The 17615-nt window shown below is 62.4% G+C and carries 19 protein-coding genes; 11 read left to right on the top strand and 8 right to left on the bottom strand.

What is annotated here, in order from left to right; all coding sequences use genetic code 11:
* Positions 1–256: 256 nt before the first annotated feature.
* From ACFSQT_RS37965 to ACFSQT_RS37955, 3 genes are read left to right on the top strand one after another with little or no spacing between them, the layout of a single operon-like run.
* Positions 257–742, top strand: a complete 486-nt coding sequence (locus ACFSQT_RS37965) for an endonuclease domain-containing protein (RefSeq protein WP_379027131.1) — start codon at positions 257–259, stop codon at positions 740–742.
* Positions 739–3309 carry a GcvT family protein gene (locus ACFSQT_RS37960; protein ID WP_379027130.1) on the top strand — a complete coding sequence of 857 codons (2571 nt, stop codon included), beginning with the start codon at positions 739–741 and terminating at the stop codon, positions 3307–3309. Before ACFSQT_RS37965 ends, ACFSQT_RS37960 begins: the two co-directional genes overlap by 4 nt.
* A 4-nt stretch (positions 3310–3313) precedes the next feature.
* The gene (locus ACFSQT_RS37955; protein WP_379027129.1) at positions 3314–4669 is read left to right on the top strand and encodes a M24 family metallopeptidase; all 1356 of its coding nucleotides are present in this window, start codon (positions 3314–3316) and stop codon (positions 4667–4669) included.
* Here ACFSQT_RS37955 and ACFSQT_RS37950 read toward each other — a convergent pair.
* Positions 4634–5461, bottom strand: coding sequence for a phosphate/phosphite/phosphonate ABC transporter substrate-binding protein (locus tag ACFSQT_RS37950; RefSeq protein ID WP_379027128.1), 828 nt, complete (start codon positions 5459–5461; stop codon positions 4634–4636). The genes ACFSQT_RS37955 and ACFSQT_RS37950 overlap by 36 nt on opposite strands.
* An 83-nt stretch (positions 5462–5544) precedes the next feature.
* Entirely contained in the window at positions 5545–6555 is a 1011-nt protein-coding gene (locus tag ACFSQT_RS37945; protein WP_379027127.1) for a fatty acid desaturase, read from the bottom strand.
* A 229-nt stretch (positions 6556–6784) separates the two neighbouring features.
* On the opposite strand from ACFSQT_RS37945, the gene ACFSQT_RS37940 reads away from it, so the two are divergent.
* Both ACFSQT_RS37940 and bmt read left to right on the top strand, forming a co-directional pair.
* The gene (locus tag ACFSQT_RS37940) at positions 6785–7642 is read left to right on the top strand and encodes a helix-turn-helix domain-containing protein (RefSeq protein WP_379027126.1); all 858 of its coding nucleotides are present in this window, start codon (positions 6785–6787) and stop codon (positions 7640–7642) included.
* 131 nt (positions 7643–7773) lie between these two features.
* Positions 7774–8796, top strand: a complete 1023-nt coding sequence (gene bmt / locus ACFSQT_RS37935) for a betaine--homocysteine S-methyltransferase (protein WP_379027153.1) — start codon at positions 7774–7776, stop codon at positions 8794–8796.
* Between the two features lie 13 nt (positions 8797–8809).
* On the opposite strand, the gene ACFSQT_RS37930 is transcribed toward bmt, so the two are convergent.
* From ACFSQT_RS37930 to ACFSQT_RS37920, 3 genes are all read right to left on the bottom strand, one after another.
* Positions 8810–9058 (bottom strand): hypothetical protein, encoded by a 249-nt coding sequence (locus tag ACFSQT_RS37930; RefSeq protein ID WP_379027125.1) that lies wholly within the window; start codon positions 9056–9058, stop codon positions 8810–8812.
* A gap of 242 nt (positions 9059–9300) precedes the next feature.
* On the bottom strand, positions 9301–11511 hold the full coding sequence (locus ACFSQT_RS37925) for a vWA domain-containing protein (protein ID WP_379027124.1): 2211 nt from the start codon (positions 11509–11511) through the stop codon (positions 9301–9303).
* Between the two features lie 2 nt (positions 11512–11513).
* A complete protein-coding gene (locus tag ACFSQT_RS37920; protein ID WP_379027123.1) occupies positions 11514–12074 on the bottom strand; it encodes an RNA polymerase sigma factor in 561 nt (186 codons plus the stop codon).
* A gap of 155 nt (positions 12075–12229) precedes the next feature.
* On the opposite strand from ACFSQT_RS37920, the gene ACFSQT_RS37915 reads away from it, so the two are divergent.
* From ACFSQT_RS37915 to ACFSQT_RS37890, 6 genes are all read left to right on the top strand, one after another.
* Positions 12230–12553, top strand: coding sequence for an ArsR/SmtB family transcription factor (locus ACFSQT_RS37915; RefSeq protein WP_379027122.1), 324 nt, complete (start codon positions 12230–12232; stop codon positions 12551–12553).
* Positions 12550–12960 carry an SRPBCC family protein gene (locus ACFSQT_RS37910; protein ID WP_379027121.1) on the top strand — a complete coding sequence of 137 codons (411 nt, stop codon included), beginning with the start codon at positions 12550–12552 and terminating at the stop codon, positions 12958–12960. Before ACFSQT_RS37915 ends, ACFSQT_RS37910 begins: the two co-directional genes overlap by 4 nt.
* A gap of 47 nt (positions 12961–13007) precedes the next feature.
* Positions 13008–13229 (top strand): hypothetical protein, encoded by a 222-nt coding sequence (locus ACFSQT_RS37905; RefSeq protein WP_379027120.1) that lies wholly within the window; start codon positions 13008–13010, stop codon positions 13227–13229.
* 11 nt (positions 13230–13240) lie between these two features.
* Positions 13241–13690, top strand: a complete 450-nt coding sequence (locus ACFSQT_RS37900; protein ID WP_379027119.1) for a DUF1801 domain-containing protein — start codon at positions 13241–13243, stop codon at positions 13688–13690.
* 95 nt (positions 13691–13785) lie between these two features.
* Positions 13786–14178 (top strand): VOC family protein, encoded by a 393-nt coding sequence (locus tag ACFSQT_RS37895; RefSeq protein WP_379027118.1) that lies wholly within the window; start codon positions 13786–13788, stop codon positions 14176–14178.
* Positions 14179–14220: 42 nt separating this feature from the next.
* Entirely contained in the window at positions 14221–14628 is a 408-nt protein-coding gene (locus ACFSQT_RS37890) for a DUF1801 domain-containing protein (RefSeq protein ID WP_379027117.1), read from the top strand.
* Between the two features lie 170 nt (positions 14629–14798).
* Here the strand turns inward: ACFSQT_RS37890 and ACFSQT_RS37885 are convergent, their stop codons facing one another.
* The 3 genes from ACFSQT_RS37885 to ACFSQT_RS37875 all read right to left on the bottom strand — a co-directional run bounded on the left by ACFSQT_RS37885 (position 14799) and on the right by ACFSQT_RS37875 (position 17613).
* Positions 14799–15977 carry a BaiN/RdsA family NAD(P)/FAD-dependent oxidoreductase gene (locus ACFSQT_RS37885; protein ID WP_379027116.1) on the bottom strand — a complete coding sequence of 393 codons (1179 nt, stop codon included), beginning with the start codon at positions 15975–15977 and terminating at the stop codon, positions 14799–14801.
* A gap of 105 nt (positions 15978–16082) precedes the next feature.
* Positions 16083–16820, bottom strand: coding sequence for a dienelactone hydrolase family protein (locus ACFSQT_RS37880; RefSeq protein ID WP_379027115.1), 738 nt, complete (start codon positions 16818–16820; stop codon positions 16083–16085).
* 103 nt (positions 16821–16923) lie between these two features.
* Positions 16924–17613: a hypothetical protein gene (locus ACFSQT_RS37875; RefSeq protein ID WP_379027114.1), complete on the bottom strand. Its 690-nt coding sequence runs from the start codon at positions 17611–17613 to the stop codon at positions 16924–16926.
* Positions 17614–17615 lie beyond the last annotated feature (2 nt).

Raw genomic sequence — 17615 nt, 5'->3', positions numbered from 1 at the left:
GAGAGGTGGCGCTGCGAAGCAGCGACGGAGTGGGGGAAGCCGTTCCTGAAACGCGCAGTCGCCGCAAAACGGGCACAACCCAGCGAGCGCCAAACCTTGGGCAAGCGGGCAATCAGGCGGAAGCATTGCCTTGATGAGCAGTCGACCCCCACTCCGTCGAGCTTCGCTCGACACCTCTTCCCCGATCGACGGGGGAGAGGAAGGGCGCGAAGCGATTCCGGCTGGCTCCCTTCCTCTCCCTCCGGAGGGGGGAGAGGTGGCGCTGCGAAGCAGCGACGGAGTGGGGGAAGCCGCAGGTGAAACCCGCAGTCGGCGCAAAACGGGCACCACCCAGCGAGCCAGAAAACTCAGGCAAGGTGACAACCAGGCCGAAGCGCTGCTTTGGCTTGAGTTAAAGGCCCGCAAACTTGGCGGCTATAAGTTCACGCGTCAGTTCTCAATCGCCCCCTTTTTTGCAGACTTCGCCTGCCGCGAAAAATGGCTTGTCGTTGAAATCGACGGACACCAACATGCCGGCAGTTCATATGACCGCCGCCGCGACGATTTCATGCGCGCCCAAGGCTATTCGATCCTGCGTCTTTGGAGCCATGACGTCCTGAAACATCGTACTTCCGTCTGCGAAACCATCCTTGCCGCACTTGATGGCAAGCTGGCCGAAAACGTTGCTGCATCCGACCTCCGCTTTGTTTTCACCCCTCGCCCATTCGATTCAATCTCTTCAAAAACGGACCTATCTAGATGAAATCTCACGTAAAAGCGGTTGTCATCGGCGGCGGCGTTGTTGGCTGCTCGGTTCTCTACCATCTGGCCAAGGCCGGCTGGACCGATATCATGCTGATCGAGCGCTCGGAGCTTACCTCCGGCTCGTCCTGGCATGCGGCCGGCGGCTTCCACACGCTGAATGGCGATCCCAACGTCGCCAAGCTGCAGGCCTACACGGTGCAGCTCTACAAGGAGATCGAGGAGATTTCCGGCCAGTCCTGCTCGCTGCACCTGACCGGCGGCGTGATGATGGCGGATACGCCCGAGCGCATGGACTTCCTGCGGCTTGCCCACGCAAAGGGCCGCTATCTCGGCATGGACACTGAGCTGATCACGCCGTCCGAAGCCAAGGCGATGTTCCCGCTGATGGACGAGACCAACTTCGTCGGCGCCATGTGGGATCCGGTCGAAGGCCATCTCGATCCGTCCGGCACCACGATCGCCTATTCCAAGGCGGCCAAGAAGCTGGGTGCCGAGATCGTGCTGCGCAACCGCGTTGTCGAGCTGACGCAGGAGGTCGACGGCACCTGGAACGTCGTCACCGAACAGGGCACGGTTCACGCCGAGCATGTCGTCAACTGCGGCGGCCTGTGGGCCCGCGAGATCGGCCGCATGGTCGGCGTCGAATTGCCGGTGCTGGCCATGGAGCACATGTACCTCCTGACCGAGCCGATGCCGGAGGTCGAGGAGTTCAACAAGTCGACCGGCCGCGAGATGATCGGCGTGCTCGATTTCAAGGGCGAGATCTACACCCGCCAGGAGCGCAACGGCATCCTGCTCGGCACCTATGAAAAGGCCTGCAAGCCGTGGTCGCCGGTCAACACGCCATGGGATTTCGGCCATGAGTTGCTGCCGCCCGACCTCGACCGCATCGCGCCGTCGCTGGAGATCGGCTTCAAGCATTTCCCCGGCATCGAGAAGGCCGGCATCAAGCAGATCATCAACGGCCCCTTCACCTTCGCGCTCGACGGCAATCCGCTGGTCGGCCCGGTGCAGGGCCTGACCAATTTCTGGTGCGCCTGCGCCGTCATGGCCGGCTTCAGCCAGGGTGGCGGCGTCGGTCTCGCACTGTCGAACTGGATGGTCCATGGCGATCCGGGCTTCGACGTCTGGGGCATGGATGTCGCCCGCTTCGGCGAATGGGCCGGCCTGCGCTACACCAACGCCAAGGTGCGCGAAAACTATTCGCGCCGCTTCTCCATCCGTTTCCCCAACGAGGAGCTGCCGGCCGCGCGGCCGGCCCAGACGACGCCGCTCTACGACACGATGCTCGCCAACAACGCCGTCATGGGCGACTCCTGGGGTCTTGAAACCCCGCTCTGGTTCGCGCCGAAGGGCAAGGAACCGAAGGACATCGTCTCCTTCCATCGCTCCAACGATTTTGAGCCGATTGGCGAGGAGGTGCGCGCTACGCGTGAGCGAGTCGGCGTCACTGAGATTGCCAACTTCGCCAAATACGAAGTGTCGGGACCGGCAGCGGAAGATTTCCTCAACCGGCTGATGACCAACCGCATGCCGAAGACCGGCCGCATAGTGCTGACGCCGATGATCAACGAATTCGGCAAGCTGATCGGCGACTTCACCATCGCCAAGGCCGGCGAAGACCGCTTTATGATCTGGGGCTCGTCGGCGGCGCAGAAATACCACATGCGCTGGTTCGAGAAGCATCTGCCGAAGGACGGTTCGATGCGCATCCACCGTTTCGACCAGACGCTGGTCGGCCTGTCGATCGCCGGGCCGAAATCGCGCGACCTCTTGCAGAAACTCGTCGACGTCGACATCTCGACCAAAGCCTTCCGCTTCATGGACTTCCGCGAGATGGCGGTCGGCGGCGCGCCGTGCCTGGTCAACCGCATCACCTACACCGGCGATCTCGGCTACGAGATCTGGATGGCGCCCGCCTACCAGCGCCTTGTCTACAAGGCCATCAAGGATGCCGGCGAGGAATTTGGCCTCGTCGATTTCGGCATGCGCGCTCTGCTGTCGATGCGCCTCGAAAAGAATTTCCCAACCTGGTTCCGCGAGTTGCGGCCGATCTACGGGCCGTTCGAAGGGGCGATGGACCGCTTCATCAAGCTCGAGAAGAACGACTTTATCGGCCGCGAGGCTGCAGCCAAGGAACAGGCCGAGGGGCCAAAACTGCGCCGTGTCTCCTTCATCGTCGATGCCGCCGACGCCGACGTCATGGGCGACGAGCCGATCTGGGCCAAGGTCAGCAAGGACTACGGCACGGTGGAAAAGCCGCATGGCTATGGCGCGCCGCGCTTCGACACAGGCGGCAAGGAAATACGCGGCTCCAAGGCCGCCGAAGGCGCTTCCGCCGTGCGCGGCATCGTCGATGGCGACTGGCGTGTGGTCGGCTGGGTGACGTCAGGCGGCTATGCGCACTATGTGCAGAAGTCGATGGCGCAGGGCTACGTTCCGGCAGCACTCGCCGAGGATGAAAGTGCCGGGCTGTTCGAGATCGAAATTCTCGGACACCGCCGGCCGGCCCGCATCAACGTCGAGGCGCCTTTCGACCCGAGCGGCGAGAAGATGCGGACCTGAGCCCATGGACAGCGCGGGGCCAAAGGGCAGTTTTGGCCGCCATCGCAAGATCATGCCGTTCGAGCCTGGCTCGATCGAGGCGTTGCGCGACGCCTCCCGCCAGAAGGCGGCGTCGCTCAACCAGCATGTGCTGGGCTATGGCGCGCAGGCGGAAGCTGAATGGGCAGCGGCAGGCATTGCCGCGCCCGATCTGCCGGCGATGCGCCAATACCGGCTGGAGCGCATCCGCGCCGAGCTGAAGCGCCGCGACTATGCCGGCGCCCTGCTCTACGATCCCGTCAACATCCGCTACGCCACCGATTCCACCAACATGCAGCTGTGGGTGGCGCATAACCCGACGCGGCATTGTTTCGTTGCCACTGAAGGGCCTGTGGTGCTGTTCGACTATTTTTCCTGCGAGCACCTGTCCGACCATTCCGGCATCGTCGACGAGGTTCGCCCCGCTGTCTCGTGGATGTATCTCTATGGCGGCGAGCTGACGGAGCAAAAAGTCCGCCGCTGGGCCGCCGGCATCGCCGATCTGGTCAGGGAACATGGCGGCGGCAACAGCCGCATCGCCGTCGATCACATCAACCCGGAAGGCGTCGAGGAACTGGCCCGTCTTGGTGTGACGATCGGCAATGGCGAAGCGGTGATAGAGACTGCTCGGCTGATCAAGTCGCCGGACGAAATCCTCGCCATGCGCCGCGCCATCGTCGCTTGCGAGGCGGCGATGGGCGAGATGGAGCAAGCTCTGGAGCCTGGCATTTCCGAAAACGAATTGTGGGCCGAACTGCATCGCGGCAACATCGCGCGCGGTGGCGAATGGATCGAGACGCGGCTGTTGACGTCAGGCCCGCGCACCAATCCGTGGTTTCAGGAATGCTCGTCGCGCAAGATTGTGTCAGGCGATCTCGTCGCCTTCGACACCGACCTGATCGGCCCTTACGGCTTCTGCGCCGACCTGTCGCGCACCTGGCTGTGCGGCGATACAAAGCCGACCAACGAACAGCGCGACCTGTTCCGCATCGCCGCTGACCAGATCACCCACAATACCGAATTGATGCAACCGGGCACCTCGTTCCGCGACCTTGTCGAACGCTCGGCCGTGCCGCCCGGAGACTGCTTCCCGACCCGCTACGGCGTGCTCTATCATGGTGTCGGCCTCGCCGATGAATACCCGACCTTGCCGCATGCCAGCGACTGGACCCCCGACACGCCGGACGGCGTGCTGGAACCAGGCATGGTGCTGTGCGTGGAAAGCTATATCGGCCGCCTTGGCGGGCACGAGGGGGTCAAGATCGAGGAGCAGATCCTGATCACCGAGACCGGCAACGAAAAGCTTTCAACCTACCCGTTGGATGCGAGGCTGCTCGGTTAGTGCGGCAAGCGCCTCGCGCAACGCCCTGACCGTCTTTTCCGGCGTCGTTATTGCGGTGATGAACGGCAGGCCTTTGCGCCGCCCTGTCCAGCCGACGATGACAAGCTTCCGCGCCGCCGGCTCGAAGTGCTGCGCCAGCGCCCAGCTTTCGCAGTCGATGGCTGCAACATCCGCCTTGCCCTCGGCGACAGCGACGATCGAGCCGCGATGGCCGCCGCTTTCGCTGCGCATCGAGAAAATGTCCAGGCTTTCGCCGGCCGCTTGCAGGTCGCGCGTCAGCGCAATGATGCCTGACATGGAATCAAGGCTGTTGAAGGCGAAGCGCTTGCCGCGGATCAGATCGAGCGGGATGAGAGCGCGGCCGTCCGCAGGCGATCGAACCTCCGGCCCCTCGCCTGACCGCATCACCAGCGCGCTCGAATAAAGCTCGCCCCGCCCGCCTTCATAGGCGTCGTAGCTCGGCTGGCCGACCACCTGAACATGTTTGGACAGGCCAAGCTCCATCGGCCCCCAGCAGGTCTGCGCGAACAGCAGCGCTGGATGCAGCCACAGTTTGTGAAAATCAAGCTCGTCCGGCGGCAATGTCGCCGGGTCGGGCGCGATCAGTTTTCCATTGATATCTTGGATGCCGCCCGGCACCGACGGCAGATCGCCATTGCGGCGCGCAATCGTTTGCGGCGCGTCGATACCCTTCTGCCGGAAGGCGTCGCGCAATCGCGCCCATTGGGCGTCGACCTCGTCGCGCACTTCAGGCCAGTCATACATCGGCAACGCCGCAACCAATTCGCTCATACCGGGATCTGACCGTTATGTCTGGGATAGAAGGGAACCGACCGCAGCCAGTCTGGCAGGCAGCACCCGCTTGCCGCAAAAACTCATTCCTTGGGCGGTTCGGCGGGAACCGGCGCACTGCCGAGCCCATTGATGCTGCGCGCCCTGACGCGCGGCTTGAAGGCCCTGCCCGGCTCCGGCGCGCGCCGCAGGACCGGGTGCACGATCGGCTCCTTCGCCTTGAAGGCATAGGCTTTGATCAGCGCGAAATAGTTCGGATAGGCATAGCCATTGTTCATCCGCAGCCATTCGTCACGACGGTCGCGAAACAGTTTCGGCAGCCGGTACCAGGCCACGGTCGGGCTCTTGTGGTGGACGAAGTGCAGATTGTTGTTGAGGAACAGGAACGACAGCGGCGAGCGTTCGACGATCACCGTGCGGCCTTCCGGGTGTTCCGACCATTGATGCTCGGCGAAAGTACGGATCGAGATCAGCGACTGGCCGAGCCAGACCGGCACCAGGATGTAGAGCCACAACGGAATGCCGAAGCCGAACTGGACGATCGGCACCACGATCGCAAGCCCGATCGCATGCAGCAGCCAGGCCTTGCGGATCGCCTTGTCGCCAGCGATCATGTGCTTGGCGTCATCGATGAAGAAGCCGACGCAGGACAGCCAGGGGCCGAGCACGAGGCGGCCGGCCATGGTATTGTTGATCTTGAGCAGGAATTTCATCGTCGACGGCAGGTCGTCATGCTGCCAGAGCGCCTGATAATAGCTTTCGGGGTCATCCAGCGGATCGGTCAGCCGCTCGTCGGCATGGTGGCGCAGGTGAATGGTCTTGAAGCGGCGGAACGGCCAGACAAGACCGATCGGCAGGAAGACGAAGGCTTCGTTGACCCGCGCGTTGCGCGTCGGATGACCGTGCAGCACTTCGTGCATGATCGAGGATTGCAGCGCGGCGGTGAAGGCAAGGATGGCGAGCGCCAGGATGGGATAAGAGGGCCAGAGCAGAAAGCCGGTGGCGAACCATGTTGCGTAACAGAAGAATGCGAGAACCACGGTCGGCCATTCGATGGCCGGTACGCTACGCTGTCTGATGCTCTTGCTTGTCATGCTATCGACCACTGTCCCTCAGTCGCCGGAACCCCAACTGGTTCCTGACAGCATTGTGTCAGGAGAAGCGATTCCACTCAACGAGACAAAGTGTACAAAATGTTGCCATTGCGCATTTTTGACCGCATATGTTACACATTGTAAACAGTCTTGGGGATTCATTTACGCCTGAGACGCCAATTCGGCGGCTTTGGCGCAAATTTTTCCTCCTGATTCGCGGAGCCAAGTGATGGACAAACGGGATCTGTCGGCGATCTTTCGGGAGCGTTTGAAGCTGCTCCTGACACGGTCCGATCTCAACCAGTCGGCCTTCGCGACCGCTGTCGGCATCGATCGGTCGGCACTGTCGCAGTTGCTGTCGGGCGCCTCGACGCGCCTGCCGCGCGCCGAAACGCTGCTCAACATCGCCGCCGAGTTCAAGGTGTCGCTGGACTGGCTGCTTGGCCTAAGCCAGGACGAGGGTGTCACCGGTGAGATCCGCGAGAGCCTGGAGATCGAGGAAGCGCCCGACGGTTTCGACCGCACGCTGCTGGCCAAATGGTTCGCCGAGGCGGCGGGTACCAAGATCCGCTATGTGCCGGCCGGCATCCCTGATCTTCTGCGAACACACGCGCTCGTCGACTACGAAGCCAACATCACCAACAGGAGCCGTCTGGCGCAGGCCAGCGAAACCCAATACCGCATCAACTACAACCGGCGGCCGGAAACCGACATGGAAGTCTGCATGCCGCGCCATACGCTGGAGATCTTCGCCCGCGGCCTGGGTGTGTGGGACCGTTTTCCGGAGGTCGACCGCCGACAACAACTCGCCCACATGGCAACGCTGCTTGACGATCTCTACCCGACCTTCCGCCTGTTTCTCTATGATGGCCGCATGCGCTATTCCATTCCCCTTACCATCTTCGGCCCGTATCGGGCGGCTATCTATGTCGGCGACATGTATGTGGTGCTGAACGCCACCCAGCCGGTCCAGGCCCTGACCCAGCATTTCGACAATCTGATCCGTGCCGCCGACGTCAACCCGCATGAGGCCGCCGCCTTCGCGCGCAATCTGGCAGATATGTCGTTCGCATCAGGCTCTGCCTGATCGACGGCAATCGTTGGTCATTCAACCCAACGCTCGGCCGCCGATATCCAGTCGATCGCGGCAAAATCATTGACTACACATAAAGACTTCTTTATATCCTTATTCGAATTCGAAACATGAAAGCCAATCCGATGACGACGACCAACCCGATCGATGCGCTGCTGGCTGAAAAGGGCGTGCTGCTGGCCGATGGCGCCACCGGAACCAACCTGTTCGCCATGGGGCTGGAGGCCGGCGAAGCGCCCGAGCTCTTGAACGAGACGGCGCCCGACACCATCACCAGCCTGCACCAGAATTTCGTCGATGCCGGCGCCGACATCATCCTGACCAATTCCTTCGGCGGCACCCGTCATCGGCTGAAGCTGCACCATGCCCAGGACCGTGCGCATGCGCTGAACAAGCGCGCCGCCGAGCTTGCGCGTGCCGTCGCCGACAAGGCCGACCGGAAGGTCGTCGTCGCCGGGTCTGTCGGCCCGACCGGTGAGTTGCTGGTGCCACTTGGCGCCATGACCTATGACGAGGCGGTCGACGCCTTCGCCGAGCAGATCGAGGGCCTCAAGGCAGGCGGCGCCGAAGTCGCCTGGATCGAAACCATGTCGGCTCCCGACGAGATCCGCGCCGCCGCCGAAGCCGCCATCCGCGTCGGCCTGCCCTACACCTATACCGGTTCCTTCGACACCGCCGGCCGCACCATGATGGGCCTGCTGCCGAAGGACATCCACGGCGTCACCGACGGGCTGTCGCAGGCCCCGCTCGGCGTTGGCGCCAATTGCGGCGTTGGCGCCTCCGACATTCTCGCCTCGCTGCTCGACATGACCGAGGCGAAGCCGGAAGCGACGGTGATCGTCAAGGGCAATTGCGGCATTCCCGAATTCCGCGGCACCGAGATCCATTATTCCGGCACGCCCGAGCTGATGGCCGACTATGTTCGCCTTGCTGTCGATGCCGGCGCCAAAATCGTCGGCGGCTGCTGCGGCACCTCGTTCCAGCACCTTGCCGCGATGCGCAAGGCGCTCGACGCCCACACCCGGGCGGATCGTCCGACCGTCGAAAAAATCGTCGAGCGCATCGGTCCGATGCGCAACAAGGTGGCGACGGAAAACACCGCGGAGACCAGCGAAGCCCGCCGCGAGCGGCGGCGCGGCCGGGCCTGATCTATCGTTTCTGTTATTCGCTGTTGTCGGCGTAGCTCGACTGCGCCGACTTGAAATCGGTGCCGGCACCAGCTGCCGCATCGGTGCGCATCGTCATCAGCGCGCCCGATGCGCCGGGGTCGGTGATCTGCTCCAGCATGACACGAAAACGGTCATTGGTCAGCGCCGACATGGCGGTGTGACGCGCTTGAGCGACATCGTCGCTGATGCGCCTGGATTCCGCCGATGGTGCGGACGAAGCAGCCGACCCTACCGCCGGCATATCTCTTGATATCGAGTTCGCAACAGTCCTGATAAGCAATTCCGGCCCCCTCAAGCCCAAACATTAGCCTCTATATAACAAGAGGAAATTGCGATCATGTACCGGAAATCCAACGCAATTTAACAGTCACCAAAAAAAGGCCGGCAAGGGAATAAATCCCTCGCCGGCCTGCCTCACCCGCCCGTGGGTCGGTTTCCCATATCAGAACGATCCCATCTGAAAGAAACCGGCCGTCATCACCGCTACCGATTACCGCCCAGCGCCGAGGCAAGGCGCACAAGCGAGAGGAACTCGGACCTGTACCCAAACGGGTCGGCTCCTCGAGCGGCAGTGGCGATCTCCATGATCTTGTCGTAGCCGAACTTCGCGGTCGCATCCTCGTCGCGCAGTTTCTGGCCGAAGGCCGCGACGGCGACGGAGAAGCGTTGGTCGGTGCTGGCCTGGTCGAAGGACGCCACCTCGTTGGCCGAGGTCACCGGCGTGGTGATCAGCTTCGAGACGTCCTCGTTGGGCAGCTTGTAGCGGATCTTGACGAAGGCATATTCGTCCGCATTGGCGACGCCGCCATTGTTGACCGTTGCCTGCCCGTAGCGCAGCGGATCGATCTGCTCGCCACCGCTGCCCTTCGGCGTGATCTCGTAGATCGCGGTGACCGAGTGACCCGAACCGATATCGCCGGCATCGACGCGGTCATTGTTGAAATCCTCGCGGTTCAAGGCCCGGGTCTCGTAGCCGACCAGGCGATATTCCGAGACCTTGTTCGGATTGAACTCGACCTGGATCTTCACATCCTTGGCGATGGTGAACAGCGTCGATGAGGCGTCCTCGACCAGCACCTTTTCGGCCTCGGCGAGCGTGTCGATATAGGCGGCCGTGCCGTTGCCGTTCTGGGCGATGGTCTGCATCATCTGGTCGTTCAGATTACCGCGACCGAAGCCGAACACCGACAGGAAGACACCGGTCTTGCGCTCGCTCTCGATCAGCCGCTTCAGATCGTCGTCATCAGTCTGGCCAACATTGAAGTCGCCGTCGGTGGCCAGCATCACCCGGTTTACACCGTCCTTGACGAAGGATTGCTGGGCAAGCCTGTAGGCTTCCTTGATGCCCGCCTCACCGGCCGTCGAGCCGCCAGGCTGCAAATTGTCGATGGCATTGAGGATCTTGTCCTTTTCAGCGACCTTGGTCGGCATCAGCACCGTACCGGCGTCACCTGCATAGGTGACGATCGAGATCGTGTCGTCGGCCTTCAGTTTGCTGACCAGCAGCCGGAACGCCGATTTGAGCAGCGGCAGCTTGTCCGGCTCGTCCATCGAGCCCGAGACGTCGATCAGGAAGACCAGATTGGCCTTGGGCTGCTCGGTCGGCTTGACGTCGAAACCCTTGATGGCGACATGCATGAGCCTGGTGTGCGTGTTCCACGGTGTCGGCATGACGCTGACGGTCGAATTGAACGGCGTCGAAGCGGAGTCCGGACCCTTCCAGTCATAGGGGAAGTAGTTGATCATCTCCTCGACGCGGACCGTATCGGCCTGCGGCACGAAACCTTCCTTCAACGAACGCCGCACGAAGGAATAGGAAGCGGTATCGACGTCGATCGAGAAGGTCGAGACCGGGTCCTCAAGCGCGGCATGTACCGGATTGGTCTTGAAGTCCTCGATGCGGTCGCGGTTTTCCTCTTGCGGAGGCACCTGGTCGGCCGGCATCACGGCAGGCTGCTGCGGCGCCATCAGCTTGGACTCGGCAGGCATACGGGCGGCACGCGACGCGCCATCGGCCTCTGGAGATTGCGTAAGGCCCATTATCACTCTGCCAGACGGCGCAGCTCGGCTATCCAGCGCGAACTCGCCCGTCGGGGCTGGCGCCGGGGGTGCAATGTTCACCTTTCCGGCGTCGGCGGCATCCTGTCGGGGAGCGCCCGTCGCCGGTTTCTGCTGCGCACCGCCGACGGCAACGGTCGATTCGGATTTCGGCGGCGAGGCCGGCGCCACAAGTGCGTCGGTGGCGTCGCGGCTTTCCACATCCGCGTCGGCCTTCTTGTCCTCCACCTTCGCCAACTCAGTGGGGGCCGGCTTCGGCTCGGCGATCGTAGGCTTCAAGGTCGTCGGCTTCACGGTCGCCGGCTTGTCGGCCAGCGTCTCGGTGATCTTCTCGTCGCCGCCGAATTTCGGCGGTTGTTCCCTCAGCAGATGGAAGGTGGCATATCCGGCGATCGGCAGGGCGACGAGCCCGGCAATGGCCGGCGTGGCAATGAGTTTCTTTTGCATGATCTCGCTCCAGAGCTTTTGTGCTCGCTCTGTGAGACGAAGGCCGCCAACCGATCCTTGGGTCAGCGTCGAAATATTTTCCTGATCGTATGCGCGCATGGCCGCTTCGAAGGCACGTGTCTTGGCATCCTGCGCAGGTGCCGGCGCCGCTATGTCGCGTAGTCTCTTGAGTTCGTTGTCGTCGACCATGGTCACACTTCCCCGGCCGAGCGCATCAGCGTCTTCAGCCGTTTCTTCGCTTCATGGATGTGCCAGGAAACCGTCGTCTCCGAGATCGCCATCGCCTCGGCGGCGGCCGCGTGGCCCAAGCCCTCGCCGTAAACCAGCAGCACCGCGTCGCGCTGCTTGTCCGGCAGTTGCCGCACCGCAACCCACAACGCCTCGGCCGGGTCTTCCGGTTCGGCCGAAGCCTCGCCCGAGATCAGCGCATGGACGCCGTAGGCCTCGGTCTTTGCCATGTCGCGGGCGGACTTGCGCATCATATCGCGCGCGGCGTTCAGGGTCACGGAGTAGAGCCATGTCGTGAAGGCGCCGCCGCCGCGATAGTCACGGATCGCCCGGCCGAGCCGGACGCAGACTTCCTGGGCGATGTCTTCGGCATCGACCTTCTTGCCGCACCAGCGGTAGGCGGCGCGATAAACGAAGTCATAGTGCCTTTCCAGCAATTTGCCGAAGGCCCCCCTGTCTCCGCCCTTCGCCCGCCCGATCAGTTCGGCGTCGGAGGCTTCGCTTTCATCCAGCATCATCGCCATCATTTGCCTGTTGGACGAAGGCTAATGGCTAATCCTTGGGGCAATGGAAAGATTTTTTTGGAAACGGGCGGATCGTCGCCATCACCGCCGGCGCTTGACACATACATATCTCTACGGTTATACGTCAACCAATAGCCGCAGAGTTATCGATCCCAATGACGAACGCTCACGATGTCCTTTTCAGAACGCTCTCCGATCCGACCCGTCGGGCGATCTTCGAGCGCCTGTGCCGGGAAGGTGAGCAGACGGTCGGCGCTCTGACAATTCAGTCCGGGGTCTCGCAGCCGGCGGTGTCAAAGCATCTCGGCGTGCTCAGGCAGGCCGGGCTGGTGCGCGACCGCCATCACGGACGACAGACCCACTACAGCGCGCAGCTCGCCGCGCTTTCCCCACTGATCGACTGGACGAACCAGATGAACACATTCTGGCAGAGCCGGTTCGACGACCTCGAAGATCTGCTCAAAAGAATGGACCAATGACCAACATTGCGACCGAAACACGCTCCGTCGTTGTCGAACGTGAGGTACCTTATCCGCCGGAAAAGATCTGGCGCGCGCTCACCCAACCGCATTTGATCGAGGAGTGGCTGATGAAGAACGACTTCAAGCCAATCGTGGACCACCGTTTCAATCTCAGCGCGGACTGGGGCGGCGTCGACTGTCAGGTCCAGACGGTCGAGCCCAACAAAACGCTGTCCTACACCTGGGATACCAAGGATCTCGAGAGTGTGGTCACATGGACGCTCACCCCTACAAGCACCGGGACCCATCTGCGCATGGAACAGGCGGGCTTCCGGTCGGATCAGCAGCCGTACTACCGCGGCGCCACGGTCGGCTGGCAGAGGTTCCTTACAGCCCTGGAAGAGGTTCTGGCGCGGATAGATTGAAACCCGGCGGGCAGGATCCGCTTCGGCTCGTCTGACAGGAGGTGCCATTGGACTGGAACATGTGGGTTCGGCAAATTCATCGCTGGCTGTCGATCATCTTTACCCTGACCGTCGCCGCCAACTTCGTCGCCATGGCATTGGGGCAGCCTCCCGCCTGGCTTGTCTACTCGCCACTCTTGCCGCTCTTCTTGCTGCTGTTCAGTGGCCTGTACATGTTCGTGCTGCCGTATGCCGCCAAGGGACGCGGCGATCAACGTGCCGGCGGATAGGAATGGGCAGAATGGCCAAGGCCCAGGAGCATTCTACCAAGGTTGCGGCCAAGGCTGCACCGGTGCTGCTCTCGGGCGGCAACCCGCAAATCGCGAAGGGAAACGGCGACGCCCCGGTGCAGGCGTACATCGCCGCGATGCCGGGTTGGAAGCGCGGCCTCGGCGAGCGCCTCGACGCACTCATCGTGCGCAACGTGCCTGACGTGCGCAAAGCCGTGAGATGGAATTCGCCGCTCTACGGCATCGAGGGCCAAGGCTGGTTCGTGACGTTTCATGTCCTGACCCGCTATGTGAAGGTGACCTTCTTCAGCGGCATGTCGTTGCGACCGATCCCACCCAGCGGGACGGTGAAAAGCAAGGACGCGCGCTGGATCGACATCCGCGAAGGCGACGAGTTCGACGAGGCGCAGATGACGGACTGGATCAAGCAGGCCGCCGCCCTGCCCGGCTGGATCCCGTAGCCGCGGCAGCGGGATAGATCGAAGCCTGCAAGCACAATTCAAAGCCTCGCCCTGCCGATAGGGCGGAAACCGAACGCGACAGAGGAGAAATAGCGATGAAGATCAAGCTGACCAGCGTCTATGTGGACAACCAGGAAAACGCCCTGCGCTTCTACACCGACGTGCTGGGCCTCACCAAGAAGGCCGACTTCAGCAATGGGCCCTATCGCTGGCTGACCGTGGCCTCGGCCGAAGAGCCTGATGGAACCGAGCTGCAGCTCGCGCTCAACGACAACCCGGCCGCCAGGACCTATCAGGAAGCCATCTTCAAGCAGGGCCAGCCCGCGGTCATATTTTTCACCGACGACGTCAAGGGCGACTACCAGCGCATCAAGGCGAGCGGCGGCGAGTTCACCATGCCGCCGACCGAGGTGACCGGCTCGACCATCGCCCAATTGAACGACACCTGCGGCAACCTGGTTCAGATCACCCAGCTCGCGCGCTGGTAGCGGTCGGCCGTTGAAACGCGTCGTGGCACAGGAAGGCACCCGATGACTCCATCGCAACAGATCGACCAGTTGATCGCAGGCCTCACGGACTGGCGCGGCAAGACGCTGGCCAGCGTCCGCAAGGCCATTCTTGAAGTCGATGGCGAGATCATCGAGGAATGGAAATGGATGGGCAGCCCGGTGTGGTCCCGCGACGGAATGATCGCGGTCGGCAACGCCCACAAGGACAAGGTGAAACTCACCTTCTCCCACGGCGCCAGCCTGCCGGATCCCGAGAAGCTCTTCAACGCAGGTTTGGACGGCAAAGTGTGGCGTGCGATCGATCTTTTCGAGGGCGATGAGTTCGATGAGAGCGCGCTGAAAGACCTCGTCCGGTCCGCCATTGATTACAACCAGGCCAAAAAGAATAAGAAGGCGCCTTCGGGCGCTCGGTCGAAGCTAGAGAAGTAGCATCAGCGCCATTTTTCGAACCGGCTCTAAGGTGTGTTGAGATTCAGGTCAGGTCGAGTCGAAAACGCTGGTTTTCGAGAACCGGAGCGGAGCGTACTTAAAGTACGTGAGCACCGGAAGCGCAGAAAACCAACGTTTGCAGGCCGGCATCACCTGAATCTCAACACACCTTAGGCAGCCTGCCCGGCCACCCAGCCCGATGACCAGGCCCACTGGAAATTATAGCCACCCAGCCAGCCCGTGACATCGACGACTTCGCCGATGAAGAACAGCCCCGGCACGGATTTCGCCTGCATCGTCTTCTGGTCAAGCCCGTTGGTGTCGACCCCGCCAAGCGTCACTTCGGCGGTGCGGTAGCCCTCCGAACCGGCCGGCTTGATGCGCCAGTCATTGACCGCGGCGGCGATGGTTTTGATCTCGGCGTCCGAAAGATCGGCGAGGTTGCCGTCTATCCCGGTGCGTTCGGCGATCGACTGTGAAAGCCGTTTCGGCAGGTGATTTGCCAGCACCGTCTGCACCGCTTGCCGCCCATTGCCGCGCTTGGCGGTACGAATGAGGTCCGCCGTATCCACTCCTGGCAGCATGGCGATACGAATTTCGTCGCCCTCGCGCCAATAGGACGATATCTGCAGGATGGACGGTCCGCTGACGCCGCGATGCGTGAACAGCATCGCTTCGGAAAACCGTGTCTTGCCGCAGGCGACTTCCGCATCGACGGCATTGCCGGCCAGCGGCGCCAGCCGTTCGAGCGTTTTCGCGTCGAAGGTCAGCGGCACCAGCGCCGGCCGCGTTTCGACAATGGCGAGGCCAAACCGTTCGGCAAGCTCGTAGCCGAATCCCGTCGCTCCCATCTTGGGGATCGACTTGCCGCCGCACGCGACGACCAGGGACTGGCAGGTGACCATACCGGTGGACAGGGTGAGCACAAACCCCTCCACGGTTTTGCGAACATCCTCGACCACGGTCGACAGTGCCAGTTGCACGCCCCTGCCCTGCATTTCCGAGACCAGCATGTCGATGATCTGGCGTGCGGAGCCGTCGCAGAACAGTTGCCCCAGCGTTTTCTCGTGATAGGCGATGTGATGGCGTTCGACGAGCGCGATGAAGTCGCGCTGCGTGTAACGGCTGAGCGCCGAGATGCAGAAATGCGGATTGCCCGAGAGAAAGTTCTTCGGGCTGGCATGTATGTTGGTGAAATTGCACCGGCCCCCGCCGGAGATGCGGATCTTTTCGCCGGGCATCGCCGCATGATCGAGGATCAGCACCGAACGGCCGCGCTTGGCCGTCTCCACGGCGCACATCATTCCGGCGGCACCCGCGCCGATGATTATGACATCATAGGATTGCATCAGGCCAAATCGTTCCCGCTCGACCGGCGCCGTTTTGGCAGGCCGCGCCAATCGTGCAGTCTCTACCCGTTCGGTGCGACCGCAGGCAACGCCCTGATCAGCGTTTTAGATCAGCGTCTCGGCAAACAGCGTCGTCAACCGCTTCCAGTGGCGTTCGGCACCCGCGGCATTGAAAACGCTATGATCGGGCACGCACCAGCCATGCGCCACGCCGACATAGTTCTCGATGACATGGTCGACTTCCGCAACCCGCAGCGCTTCGGCAAGCCGACCCGACTGCTCCGGCGGAAAACTTCTGTCGACACCCGATGTGCCGACATAGACACGCGCCTTGATGGAGGCGGCCTTGCGATGCGGGCTGTCGGCGGCATCACTGGCCAGATTGCCGCCATGGAAACTGGCCGCGGCCTTTATCCGCTCCGGATGGGTTGCAGCGGCGTTCAACGCCCGTGCGCCGCCCATGCAATAGCCGACCGTGCCGATCGGTCCGGTGACGCCCTCGGCAACGAGCGCATCGAGGAAGGCACCACTGTCGCTGATGGTCATGTCCTGCGTCGTGCCGGTGACCAGCGCCATCAGCGCTGCCTTGGTCTTTTCCTCGGTGAAGGCGGTCTTGGCCTCGAACGGCCCGTAGGGCGCATTGCGGTAGAATAGGTCCGGCACCAGCACCGCATAGCCTTCGCCCGCCAGCCGTTCCGCCATGCCATCGAGCGCGGCACGCGGCCCGAACGCGTCCATATACAGGATGACGCCGGCCTTGGCCGGAGACGCGTTCGCCGAGCGGAAAAGCCCCGCCTGGGCAACGCCATCCCTGGTCTCGATCTGAAGGTCTTGTTTCGTCATCGCCTGCTCCGTTCGTCAGATGCGCGATACATAGCCGCGCGAGCCACGAGAACAAGGCGTTCCCTGAACCTGGCAGTCAACATTTCGTGCAGGATCGCGACGACTACAGATCCGCGAAAGCCGCCATGTGGAAAGCCTGCACTTCCGGGGGATAGCGATAGTCCATGCCATAGGGGCAGGCGTTTCGATCAAGGCAACCGCTGCTGCGGCACGGTTCGCCATTCGCTCCTCGCACATGCGCCAGGCAGGACTGGTGGGTGAAACCTTGCGCGGAATAGGCGTCGACCGGACAGGATTTCAGGCAGGGCTTTTCGACACATGCGTCGCAAAGGTGGGGTGACGTCGCAGCGGCTTGAAGCGGAAGCTCGACCTCGAACAGCAGCGCGCCGCGATAAGCGTGCCACAGCCCATATCGCGGATGCATGAGGATGCCTAGCGGTGACGGCTTCAACCCCTCGGCTCGCATAGCCCATTGCTGGAACGGCAGATAGGGCCTGTCGGAGGGCGAAACGGCTCTCGCCCCGAATGCCTTCGCCGCCGCTCCGATCACCTCGCGCGACCAGCTGTCGAGCGGATCGGCGATGGTCCGTGATTGCTTTTCCTGCCAGCGCAGGAAATGCGGCCAGGGCGCGGCACCTGCCTGCCCCACCAGCAGAACGGCCTTGGCAGGACCGGCTGAGAGACCAAGGGGTGCCGTTTCACCCGGAGCAAAATTGAAACCGCCACGAAGAACAAGGCCGTTCGCGAGAAGCGCCGCAGCGATACCGTCAACGCTGCCGGCGGCCACAATCATCC

The sequence above is a fragment of the Mesorhizobium calcicola genome (genome assembly GCF_042682105.1).
GTDB classification, from domain to species: Bacteria; Pseudomonadota; Alphaproteobacteria; order Rhizobiales; family Rhizobiaceae; genus Mesorhizobium; species Mesorhizobium calcicola.
Note: the sequence above shows the minus strand (reverse complement) of the source record. Positions and strands in the feature narration are given on the sequence as shown.

What these genes read in the sequence shown, in the direction of transcription:
- ACFSQT_RS37940 (WP_379027126.1), top strand. Translation starts at nt 6,785, where the DNA reads ATGGACAAACGGGATCTGTCGGCGATCTTTCGGGAGCGTTTGAAGCTG.
- ACFSQT_RS37875 (WP_379027114.1), bottom strand. Translation starts at nt 17,613, where the DNA reads ATGATTGTGGCCGCCGGCAGCGTTGACGGTATCGCTGCGGCGCTTCTC.
- ACFSQT_RS37895 (WP_379027118.1), top strand. Translation starts at nt 13,786, where the DNA reads ATGAAGATCAAGCTGACCAGCGTCTATGTGGACAACCAGGAAAACGCC.
- ACFSQT_RS37910 (WP_379027121.1), top strand. Translation starts at nt 12,550, where the DNA reads ATGACCAACATTGCGACCGAAACACGCTCCGTCGTTGTCGAACGTGAG.
- ACFSQT_RS37885 (WP_379027116.1), bottom strand. Translation starts at nt 15,977, where the DNA reads ATGCAATCCTATGATGTCATAATCATCGGCGCGGGTGCCGCCGGAATG.
- ACFSQT_RS37930 (WP_379027125.1), bottom strand. Translation starts at nt 9,058, where the DNA reads ATGCCGGCGGTAGGGTCGGCTGCTTCGTCCGCACCATCGGCGGAATCC.
- ACFSQT_RS37925 (WP_379027124.1), bottom strand. Translation starts at nt 11,511, where the DNA reads ATGGTCGACGACAACGAACTCAAGAGACTACGCGACATAGCGGCGCCG.
- ACFSQT_RS37945 (WP_379027127.1), bottom strand. Translation starts at nt 6,555, where the DNA reads ATGACAAGCAAGAGCATCAGACAGCGTAGCGTACCGGCCATCGAATGG.
- ACFSQT_RS37900 (WP_379027119.1), top strand. Translation starts at nt 13,241, where the DNA reads ATGGCCAAGGCCCAGGAGCATTCTACCAAGGTTGCGGCCAAGGCTGCA.
- ACFSQT_RS37960 (WP_379027130.1), top strand. Translation starts at nt 739, where the DNA reads ATGAAATCTCACGTAAAAGCGGTTGTCATCGGCGGCGGCGTTGTTGGC.
- ACFSQT_RS37950 (WP_379027128.1), bottom strand. Translation starts at nt 5,461, where the DNA reads ATGAGCGAATTGGTTGCGGCGTTGCCGATGTATGACTGGCCTGAAGTG.
- bmt (WP_379027153.1), top strand. Translation starts at nt 7,774, where the DNA reads ATGACGACGACCAACCCGATCGATGCGCTGCTGGCTGAAAAGGGCGTG.
- ACFSQT_RS37890 (WP_379027117.1), top strand. Translation starts at nt 14,221, where the DNA reads ATGACTCCATCGCAACAGATCGACCAGTTGATCGCAGGCCTCACGGAC.
- ACFSQT_RS37920 (WP_379027123.1), bottom strand. Translation starts at nt 12,074, where the DNA reads ATGGCGATGATGCTGGATGAAAGCGAAGCCTCCGACGCCGAACTGATC.
- ACFSQT_RS37880 (WP_379027115.1), bottom strand. Translation starts at nt 16,820, where the DNA reads ATGACGAAACAAGACCTTCAGATCGAGACCAGGGATGGCGTTGCCCAG.
- ACFSQT_RS37915 (WP_379027122.1), top strand. Translation starts at nt 12,230, where the DNA reads ATGACGAACGCTCACGATGTCCTTTTCAGAACGCTCTCCGATCCGACC.
- ACFSQT_RS37955 (WP_379027129.1), top strand. Translation starts at nt 3,314, where the DNA reads ATGGACAGCGCGGGGCCAAAGGGCAGTTTTGGCCGCCATCGCAAGATC.